This is a genomic window from Polaromonas sp., from assembly GCF_013817205.1.
Taxonomy (GTDB): Bacteria; Pseudomonadota; Gammaproteobacteria; order Burkholderiales; family Burkholderiaceae_C; genus Polaromonas.
Window position 1 is genome coordinate 1 of sequence record NZ_JACDDD010000064.1, and the last position, 10,069, is coordinate 10,069.

General features: G+C 63.3%; 8 protein-coding genes and 2 pseudogenes. 6 read left to right on the forward strand and 4 right to left on the reverse strand.

The genetic code is table 11. The features are described 5' to 3' along the window. Positions 1–26 precede the first annotated feature (26 nt). From H0W47_RS13975 to H0W47_RS13995, 5 genes and pseudogenes are all read left to right on the forward strand, one after another. Positions 27–515 carry a nuclear transport factor 2 family protein gene (locus tag H0W47_RS13975; protein ID WP_296925475.1) on the forward strand — a complete coding sequence of 163 codons (489 nt, stop codon included), beginning with the start codon at positions 27–29 and terminating at the stop codon, positions 513–515. Between the two features lie 21 nt (positions 516–536). Next, entirely contained in the window at positions 537–1,463 is a 927-nt protein-coding gene (locus tag H0W47_RS13980; protein WP_296925444.1) for an alpha/beta hydrolase, read from the forward strand. A 202-nt stretch (positions 1,464–1,665) separates the two neighbouring features. Beyond that, positions 1,666–1,862, forward strand: a pseudogene (locus H0W47_RS13985) (hypothetical protein); the annotation flags it as partial. 83 nt (positions 1,863–1,945) lie between these two features. Next, entirely contained in the window at positions 1,946–2,200 is a 255-nt protein-coding gene (locus H0W47_RS13990; protein ID WP_296925446.1) for a hypothetical protein, read from the forward strand. Positions 2,201–2,326: 126 nt separating this feature from the next. Further along, positions 2,327–3,599: pseudogene (locus tag H0W47_RS13995) on the forward strand (IS256 family transposase). 167 nt (positions 3,600–3,766) lie between these two features. On the opposite strand, the gene H0W47_RS14000 reads toward H0W47_RS13995, so the two are convergent. Further along, positions 3,767–4,606, reverse strand: coding sequence for a UPF0149 family protein (locus H0W47_RS14000; protein WP_296925448.1), 840 nt, complete (start codon positions 4,604–4,606; stop codon positions 3,767–3,769). 111 nt (positions 4,607–4,717) lie between these two features. Here H0W47_RS14000 and H0W47_RS14005 point away from each other — a divergent pair, with 111 nt between their 5' ends. After that, positions 4,718–6,385: an FMN-binding glutamate synthase family protein gene (locus tag H0W47_RS14005; protein WP_296925450.1), complete on the forward strand. Its 1,668-nt coding sequence runs from the start codon at positions 4,718–4,720 to the stop codon at positions 6,383–6,385. Positions 6,386–6,388: 3 nt separating this feature from the next. Here the strand turns inward: H0W47_RS14005 and H0W47_RS14010 are convergent, their stop codons facing one another. The 3 genes from H0W47_RS14010 to H0W47_RS14020 form a co-directional block, all read right to left on the reverse strand. Further along, positions 6,389–6,832 (reverse strand): putative toxin-antitoxin system toxin component, PIN family, encoded by a 444-nt coding sequence (locus H0W47_RS14010; protein ID WP_296925452.1) that lies wholly within the window; start codon positions 6,830–6,832, stop codon positions 6,389–6,391. Positions 6,833–6,842: 10 nt separating this feature from the next. Next, positions 6,843–8,219, reverse strand: coding sequence for a THUMP domain-containing protein (locus H0W47_RS14015; RefSeq protein ID WP_296925454.1), 1,377 nt, complete (start codon positions 8,217–8,219; stop codon positions 6,843–6,845). Between the two features lie 137 nt (positions 8,220–8,356). Next, entirely contained in the window at positions 8,357–9,892 is a 1,536-nt protein-coding gene (locus tag H0W47_RS14020; RefSeq protein ID WP_296925456.1) for an RNA polymerase factor sigma-54, read from the reverse strand. Between the last annotated feature and the right edge of the window lie 177 nt (positions 9,893–10,069).

Here is a 10,069-nt window from a genome sequence, read left to right on the forward strand (position 1 = left end):
CCCCCCGGTCACTTCCGAAAGCGCTTATGCACGCCAGCCAGCAAACCCTTGAAATGCTCTACGGTGCCTTTGCACGGCTGGACTCGGTCACCATGGCCCGGAGTTACTCGCCTGATGCGAGTTTTGATGACGAGGTGTTCTCCCTGCGCGGCCACCGCGAGGTCACGGGCATGTGGCACATGCTGTGCGACGCTACCAAGGCGAAAGGGCGCGATGTCTGGAGGCTGGAGTACAGCGGCGTCGCAGCCGAAGCGGCCACAGGGCAGGCGCACTGGGAGGCCGACTACCGCTTCAGCGCCACCGGCCGCATGGTGCACAACGTGATCGACAGCCACTTCACTTTCGACAGTGCAGGCTTGATCAAAACCCAGCGCGACAACTTTGATTTCTGGGCCTGGTCGCGCCAGGCGCTGGGCGCGCCGGGTCTGTTGCTGGGCTGGTCGCCGTTTCTCAAAAGCAAGGTGCGCGCGACCGCCGCCACCAACCTCAAGAAGTATTTGGCCAGCCGGCCATGAACCGCAGCACAAGGACGCACCATGGCCTCGACCCTGCCTGACCACTGGTTTGAAGGTTTTGAAGCGCGCGACTTCGAAGTCAACGGGACCTCCATTTTTGCGCGGTTTGGCGGCAATGCGCAGGGCCCGGCGCTGCTGCTGCTGCACGGCTTTCCGCAAAGCCATGTCATGTGGCACCGCGTGGTGCAGGCGCTGAAAGCTCGGTTCCTTCTGGTGCTGCCGGACCTGCGCGGCTATGGCGACTCATCCAAGGTGGCCGGCCTGCCCGACCACAGCAACTACAGCAAGCGCAACATGGCCGCTGATGCGCTGGCCGTGATGGATGCGCTGGGCCTGAACCGCTTCGATGTCTGCGGCCACGACCGGGGCGGCCGCGTGGCGCACCGGCTGGCGCTGGACCACTCCGGCCGGGTGCGCAAGCTGTGCCTGATCGACATTGCACCCACGCTGGACATGTACAACGCCACCGACATGCGCTTTGCCACCGCCTACTACCACTGGTTCCACCTGATCCAGCCCAACCCGCTGCCCGAGACCATGATTGGCGGCAACCCGCTGGCCTACCTGCATGCCAAGCTTGGCGGGTGGGGCGCAGGGGGGCTGAGCTACATCGAGGCCGAGGCCCTGCGCGAATACGAACGCTGCTTCTGCACGCCCGAAGCCATCCACGCCGCCTGCGAGGACTACCGCGCCAGTGCCGGCATCGACCTGGTGCACGACCGCGAGAGCCGGGCCCGCGGCGAGAAGATTGCCTGCGACACGCACGTTCTGTGGGGCGAACGTGGTGTGGTGCACAAGCTGTTCGACCCCCTGGCCCTGTGGCAGGCGCAGTGCGCCGGTATTGTCAGCGGCCAATTGCTGCCAGCTGGGCATTTCATCCCGGAAGAACTGCCGCAGGAGACAGCCCTCGCACTGTTGCAGTTTTTCGGCAACCCCGCGCCCTCGTGACAAAAATCCATCCATGTCTTACGAGCCACCGCCTTGCATGCAACGTCTTGCCGTCGACGCATAGTCGCGGCGTTTTCAGGTCAATGCGGGACATGTCGAAATCGTGGGCGACAACGCGTCGCCCCCATTAAACTCATCTCTGTTGCAGGAACAGGGTGTGCTGCGGCCCACCCCCCGCCGCGCACCTGCCAGCCTTCAGGCAATGGCTTGCCTGCGTCTATGTAGGCGCGGCCCCATAACACCGGAGCACCCCTTGACTCTCGTCCGCTCGATCAAGCAAGCCGACTTTGCAGCCTGGAACCACTGTGGGACGGCTACAACGCCTTCTACGGTCGTCAGGGCGCGACTGCACTCGCTCCCGAAATCACGCAAGCCACCTGGCAACGTTTTTTTGATCCAGCATAGCCCAAGCTTGATTGCAGAGGTGATTGATGCTTAGCTTGCGAAGCTGCATACCGTACTGTTCGATTGCAGTCTGGGGTGTGTTCATCGCGTCACTTGTGATGACGTTAGTTGTGGGCGGTGCCGATGGAATTAAAGAGTCAATTGGTGGACTTTTGCTGCAGTTCATTGGAACCATTTATTGGGGCAACCGTATTCGAAGCAAGCCCTCTTTGTTTGTCAGATTTTGGGTAAACAATGACAGTCCTGAGTGGGAGAGACTTTGTTTTGGCGGCATTGCCTTAGGTGCGTTGATTGCCGGCCAGCTTTTTGTATTTTCGGAGTTACTGCACTGATCGGATCGTCATGATGGAAAAGAGGTTCGGGAATGGGGTCACGGGAATGGGGTCAGGTCTTGCATTGCAACAGGAGGGCGTCAGAAATTTTGTGTGTGAGGCATAACATGACCACAAGGAGCATGAATGCCAAGCAAGACGAAATCGGGCGCTGCGGCGCCAAAGGCAGCGAAGCTGCAAATCCCGGCTGAGCTTTTGGAGCAGCTGATACCCGGCCCGGTCACGCCGGCGCAGTTCGAGGAAATATTCAAGGGCTTCAAGAAGGCCTTCATGGAAAAAGCGCTGGGCGCCGAGATGAGCCATCACCTGGGCTACAAGGCAGGTGAGGCCAAGCCGGCGGGCACCACCAACCATCGCAACGGCAAGAGTGGCAAGACCGTGTTGACCGACACCGGGGCGCTGGACATCGAAGTGCCGCGCGACCGGCACGCCAGCTTTGAGCCGCAGCTGATCGGCAAGCACGAGCGGCGCTTCACCGGCTTTGACGACTTGGATCTAGCCATGTACGCGCGCGGCATGACCGTGCGCGAGATCCAGGGCTTCCTGGCCGATATGTACGCGGTGGATGTCTCGCCCGATCTCATCAGCAGCGTGACCGACGCGGTGATGGGCGAGGTCGCTGCCTGACAGTCGCGTCCGCTGGAAGCCATGTACCCGGTGGTGTTCTTTGACGCGCTGCGGGTGAAGATTCGCGAGGAAGCGGTGGTGCGCAAGAAGGCGGTCTATCTGGCGCTGGGCGTGCTGCCCGATGGAACGCGCGACATCCTGGGGCTGTGGATCGAGAACACCGAGGGCGCCAAATTCTGGATGAAGGTGTTCAACGACCTGAAGACGCGCGGCGTGAACGACATCCTGATTGCCGTCACCGACGGGCTCAAAGGCATGCCAGGGGCGCTGGGCGCGGTGTTCCCGGCCACGACGCTGCAGACGTGCATCGTGCACCTCATTCGCAACAGCCTGGACTACGCCAGCTGGAAGGACCGCAAAGGTGCTGGCAGCGGCGATCAAGCCGATCTACACGGCCGCAAGCGCCGAGGCTGCACAGGCCGAGCTGGATGCCTTTGAGCAAGGCCCGTGGGGGCGCAAGTTCCCCACGGTGGCGGCCGCTTGGCGGCGAGCGTGGGACAAGGTGATTCCGTTCTTTGCGTTCCCGCCGGCGGTGCGCCGCGTGATCTACACGACCAACGCCATCGAGAGCGTCAACGCGCAGCGCAGAAAGATCATCAAGACGCGCGGGCACTTCCCCAGTGACGACGCGGCCACCAAGCTGATCTGGCTGGCACTGAGAAACATCACGGCCGACTGGGGCCGTGCGGCGCACAACTGGAAGGAGGCGATGAACCAGTTTGCGATCCTCTACGATGAGCGATTCACGCAGGCAGCAACGAGATCGGGTTGATCATGAGTGCGCTTCTACCGGGGCGCCTCCGGCGGCCTGGCAGGGGACTTCAGAGATTGAGAAAATCAGGAATTAGACAATTCACCGAAACGCCTCACACACAGAAAATCTGACAACCCCCTTTCATGAGCATGCCCGTCAGTGATGCCCAATTCAAACGTCAAACCTCACCTCGCACCATGACACTTCTTGTATTTCTTCCCGCTGCCACACGGGCATAAATCATTACGCCCCGGCTCCGCTTCCTTGCGAATTGTTTCGACTTTCGGGCCCATGGTTTTCCACAGTTCGCGCAGGTCATAGACCGCCCAGATCGCGTCACCGAAAGCATTGAGGCGGGCGATGCTGGTGCTGGGGGCGCCGTCCTCGCTCAGTGGTGAGACTTCCGGCTTGCCGGTGTCGTCTTCGGTCATCGCGACGATAGCCTGCAGTGCGTCGTCCAGCCACTGGGCGGCGTCCTTGTCGCGCGGGGCGGCCCACTCGTCGGGCCAGCTTTCGACCGCGAACATGAAGCCCAGCGCCCAGACCTGGGCAAAGGCCGGCAGGTCCTCGCCCTTGAAGGCGGCCTGTTCCTCGGGCGGCATGCCGGCGACGGCGCTTCGCACGTCCATCACTTCGGGGTGATAGCAGTTGTCGTCTTCCAGCGTGTCCACGCGGGCGTCCAGCGCGGTGGCGACCTCGTTCCAGCGCCGGTCCCACAGCGCAAGGAACTGTTCCCGCTGCGCCGAGCTGGCAAACGAGCCACTTTCCTCGTCGGGCGTTTCGCCCTCGGCAGGAATGGCCAGTAAAACCGACAGATATTCTTCGGCCGTGATGGGCCGGCGCGAGCAGATTACGGCGGCCATGAAACCTTCGCAGAACTCCCATTGCGGCGTCTCGTCGTAACGCGTGCGCAAGTCGTCGAGGATGTCGTCGAGTGCGTCGAAATCTTCCATCTCCATCCAGCCGCCCTCGGGCGCGGAAGACACGGAGGGCAGGGTCGGATCGGTGGGCGGAATGGGCTTCATGGAACAACAGGCTGAGCGTCTCTCGGCGCTCTTATGATAGGAGGAGAGCCAAAGTGTATCTGCCGTCGGCGCAGCCCTTCCCCGCCGCCATCGCCCGACCGAAAGCCCCGCATGCTGCACAAAATCAAAGCCGTGTTTCCCGTCCGTTATGCCGTCATGGGGCTGTGCCTGCTCGGCGCGCTGCTTGCCAGCGCAAGTTTGCTGTCCGGCGGCAGAGGCTGGATCGTGTTGGGGGTGAGCGCGACCCTGCTGGGCCTGGGCATCCGCGATCTGCGGCAGACGCCGAGCTCCATCCTGCGCAACTACCCCGTGATCGGCCATCTGCGCTTTTTGCTGGAATTCATCCGCCCCGAAATACGCCAGTACTTCATTGAAAGCGATTCGGAGGCCGTACCGTTTTCGCGCGCGCAGCGTTCGCTGGTTTACCAGCGCGCCAAGGGTGAGCTGGACAACCGGCCCTTCGGCACGCAGCTCGACGTCAGCAAACACGGTTATGAGTGGATCAACCATTCGGTGCAGCCGACCCACATCGCCTCGCACGACTTCCGCATCACCATCGGTCCGGACTGCGCCCAGCCCTACAGCGCCAGCATCTTCAACATCTCGGCCATGAGTTTCGGTGCGCTGTCGGCCAACGCCATCCTGGCGCTGAACAGCGGCGCGCAAAAAGGCGGTTTTGCGCACGACACCGGGGAGGGATCGATCTCGCAGCACCACCGCGTGCATGGCGGCGATTTGATCTGGGAGATCGGCTCAGGCTACTTCGGCTGCCGCAATGAGGACGGAAGCTTCTGCGCCGAAAAATTTGCGGCGAGTGCCTCCGACCCGCAGGTCAGGCTGATCGAACTCAAGCTGAGCCAGGGCGCCAAGCCGGGCCACGGCGGCATCTTGCCGGGCGCCAAGGTCACGGCCGAGATTGCCGCTGCGCGCGGCGTGCCCATTGGCCAGGACTGCGTGTCGCCGTCCTCCCACAGTGCTTTTTCGACGCCGGTGGAGATGATGCAGTTCATCGCGCGCCTGCGGGAACTGTCCGGCGGCAAACCGACCGGCTTCAAGTTCTGCATCGGCCACCCGTGGGAGTGGTTTGCCATGGTCAAGGCCATGCTGGAAACCGGCATCACGCCGGACTTCATCGTGGTCGATGGCGCCGAGGGCGGCACTGGCGCCGCGCCGCTGGAGTTCACCGACCACGTCGGTGCGCCGGTGCAGGAAGGCCTGCTGCTGGTGCACAACACGCTGCTGGGCGTGGGCCTGCGCGACAAGATCAGCGTGGGCTGCGCCGGCAAGGTCATCAGCGCGTTTGACATCACGCGCATGATGGCGTTGGGCGCCGACTGGTGCAACTCGGGCCGCGCCTTCATGTTTGCGCTGGGCTGCATCCAGGCGCAGACCTGCCACACCGGCAACTGCCCGACCGGCGTGACCACGCAGGACCCGGCGCGCCAGCAGGCGCTGGTGGTGCCCGACAAGGCCGAGCGCGTCTGGCGCTACCACCAGAGCACGCTGAAGGCCCTCAAGGAGCTGCTGGAAGCCGCTGGCCTGAAGCACACTGACGACGTGAGCGCGCACCACATCGTGCGCCGCATCAACGACACCGAGGTGCGCCTGCTGTCGAATCTGGTGATGCGGGTGAAGGAAGGCTCGCTGCTGACCGACCTCGAGAGTCAGCATCAGGTTTTCAAACTCTACTGGCCGCTGGCCAGCGCCCACAGCTTTGCCGTCAGCAAGCCCGACGACAAGGTGTCGAGCACCGGCGAACTGGCCCCGGCCGCGGAGTGAATCTTAAATCGCTACACTTTTGATAGCTGTCTGCGCCCGTGTACCAAGGGCCAGTAGCCGTTTTTGCATGGAAAGCACGGCCAGGTCCTTGCTCAGCAGCCAAGCCTGGTGCGCGACCGCGAGGTCGATGAAGATCTGGTCGTCGGCATCGCTGCAGCTCACTGGGGCCCTGACGGCGGCTTCCACCATGCGCGCGTGCTGGTCAAAGGCGGTCAGGACGTCGCCGGCGGTGAGCTGGTAGAAAGCCAGGCGCGGAACAATCTGCGGGTAGGCCAGCACACGTTCGAGTTCAGCGCGCATGGACTGCGTGCTGATCCAGTCCAGCGTGCCGTCCTGCAAAGCCTGCTGGAGCGGCGCCGTGGCGACATCGTTGAAGACAAACAGGTCCAGCACGATGTTGGTGTCCAGCACCACGCGGTCGCCGGCCTGCGGCTGCTGTATCTCCATCAGGCGCAACTCAGGAGGCGGCGACGGGCTTTTTCTCGCGCGCCGAGCCAGCCACCATGTCGAAGCGGAAGAGACGGCATTCGATGGGGCCGTTCCACAACGGCACGCGGCGCGATTCCTTCAGGCGCATTTTTTGCGGCAACTTCATGTCGGGTGTGAGCACATGGGCAGTCCAGCCGGCGTAGTTTTTCTTCCAGTGGCTGGCCAGTTGCGGAAAGAAGTCGGCGACCTGCTCGCCGCTGTCAGTCACTGCCTGTTCACGGCTGGGGTTGGCGCCACGGTCGCGCGCAGGGGTGGGGGCAAAGTCATCGCGGTCGTCGCCCGGGTCACGCGCCAGCGGCTGGCCGAACTCGTCGATGGCTGCACCCTGAAACTGCACAGAACGGCGCTGGTCGCGGCCCTGCACCGAGGGGATGCCGGCGACCCCGGCCACGTCGATGCGCTCGCCGTAAGGCGGGTTGACCAGCATGACGCCAGAAGGTGCGGGCGGCATACGCTGCAGCGCGTCGCCGCCGCGTAGCTGCACCACGTCGGCCACGCCGGCGCGCTCGGCATTGCGCTGCGCAAAATCAACCATGCGGAAAGACACGTCGCTGCCGAACACCTGCGCGGTCGGCGGGGTAATCGCGGCTTCGGCCTGGTCCAGCAGACCTTCCCAGACATGCGACTGGAAGGGTACAAATTTCTCAAACGCAAAACGTCGACCCATGCCGGCAGCGATGTTGCGCGCGACTTGCGCCGCCTCGATCACGATCGTGCCGGAGCCGCAACACGGGTCGTACAAGGGCACACCCTGCTTGCACAGGCCGTTGTCGCCGCTCCAGCCGCTGGCAGCCAGCATGGCGGCGGCCAGGGTTTCCTTGAGCGGTGCATCGCCCTTGTCCTCGCGCCAGCCACGCTTGAACAGCGGCTCACCCGAGGTGTCGATGTACAGCGTCACGGTGTCGGTGGTCAGGTGCGCGTAAATGCGCACGTCGGGCCAGCGGGTGTCCACATCGGGGCGCACGTTGTATTTGTCACGGAAGCGGTCGGCAATCGCGTCCTTGATTTTCAGCGCGGCAAAATTCAGGCTGGTCAGCGGGCTGTGCTGCGCGGTGATCTCGACCTTGAAGGTCTGCTTGGGCGTGAACCAGATTTCCCAGGCCACGGCGGCGGCCGCGTTGTAGAGGTCCTGCTCGCTGCGGTAGCTGTTGTGCTGCAGTTCAATCAACACGCGCTGGGCCAGCCGGCTGTGCAGGTTCAGCTGCAGCGCATCGCGCCAGGAGCCGGACACCTGCACGCCAGCGCGCCAGGCCTTGCCGCTGCTGCCGGTGATGTGTTTGACCTCGGCGGCCAGCAGCTCCTCGACGCCGGCGGCGCAAGGTAAAAATAGTTGTAGCTGATTCATAAATTGTGGGTTTAGCCGGGGAGCGGATGAACCATCGCCTTTTTAAGCAGGGGCCGCGGGACTGGCTCTGCCAGACCGCAGGCGCAGCGGCCCCCTGGAGGGGCAGGGAGCGACACGCAGTGCGCGACCGTGGGGGCTCATAACGACTTGCGCAAGTTGGCTGGCGCAATGCGCAGCGCTTCGCGGTATTTGGCGACCGTGCGGCGCGCGCACTCGATACCTTGTTCTTTCAGCATTTCGGAAATCTGGTTGTCGCTGAGCGGCTTTTTCAGGCTCTCCGACGCGACAAACTGCTTGATCAGCGCACGCACGGCGGTGCTCGAGGCATTGCCGCCGGTTTCGGTGCCCAGCGCCGAGCCGAAGAAATACTTGAGCTCGAAGGTACCAAAAGGGGTGCTCATGTATTTGGCGGTGGTCACGCGCGAGATGGTTGATTCGTGCAGCCCCAGCTCGTCGGCGATTTCCCGCAGCACCAGCGGGCGCATGGCCAGTTCGCCATGGGTGAAGAAATTCTTCTGGCGCTCGACAATCGCGCTGCTGACACGCAGGATGGTGTCAAAGCGCTGCTGGATGTTCTTGATGAACCAGCGCGCTTCCTGCAGGCGCTGCTGCAGCGCCGCACCGCCCTGGCCCTTGTTCTGTTTGATGGCATTGGCGTAAATGTCGTGGACACGCAGGCGTGGCATCACGTCGCTGTTGAGCGAGACCTTGAAGCCCCGACCGGACTTGACGACCAGCACGTCGGGCACCACCAGGTTGCGCTCGACGTTCACAAAACGCCGGCCCGGCTTCGGATCCAGACGGCCGATCAGCGCGATCGCGCCCTTGATCACCGTATCGGGAAAACCGCAGAGCTGCGACAGGCGCTTGACGTCGCGCTTGGCCAGCAGCTCCATCGGCTGCTGGCACATCGCGATGGCGGCGCGGGTTTCTTCGCAGTTGCGGCAATCGAGCAGTTGCAAGCTCAGACACTCGGCCAGGCCGCGTGCGCCCACGCCGGCCGGCTCCATGTGGTGCAGCAGCTTGAGGGCCACAACAAACTCATGCTCCACCGCCTCAAGCTGCTCGAGGTCGTCGCCGGCCAGACTGGCGGCCAGCGATGCCAGGCTGTCTTCAAGATAACCGTCGTCATTGAGCGACTCGATCAGGAAGTACAGCGCGGCTTTGCCTTCGGGCGACAGCCGCAAGGACAGCGCCTGCCGGTGCAGGTGCTCCTGCAATGACTCCTGGCTGCGCGCCAGCTCGGTCGCATCGACATCACTGTCGTCGTTGTTGTTCTTGCGCGGCGTCGCATCGCCGCCCCACTCGTTGTCGTCGGGCGCGGTATCCACACTGCCATCGCCGTCCCAGCTTTCCTCGAGTTTGGCCTCGCTGCTGGGTTCTGCATCGTTTGTGCCTGTAGCCCCCGTCCCGTCTGCGCCAACAGCTATCGATTCTGTAGCAGATTCGAACTCACGTGTTTCCTGGCTGACCGGCGTGTCCGTCTGGCCCAGGCCGAAATCCTCACGCGGCGCGGCCTCTTCAGCGACCTCAAGAAAAGGGTTTTCGTCCAGCATCTGCTCGACTTCCTGGCTCAGCTCCAGCGTCGAGAGCTGCAACAGGCGGATCGACTGCTGCAGCTGCGGCGTGAGCGCCAGATGCTGCGAGACACGGAGCGACAACCCCTGCTTCATGCCAGGCCTGAGCGCGGAACGAAGCGGATTGGAATGTATTTACCAAGCGGGGGCCGCGCAACCGGCTTTGCCGGGGCGCAGGCGCCGCCCCCTGCAGGGGGGAGGGAGCTACACGTAGTGAGCGACAACGGGGGGGGGCTCATATCTGAAGTGAGCCTCCGACGGGGGGGAGCCATG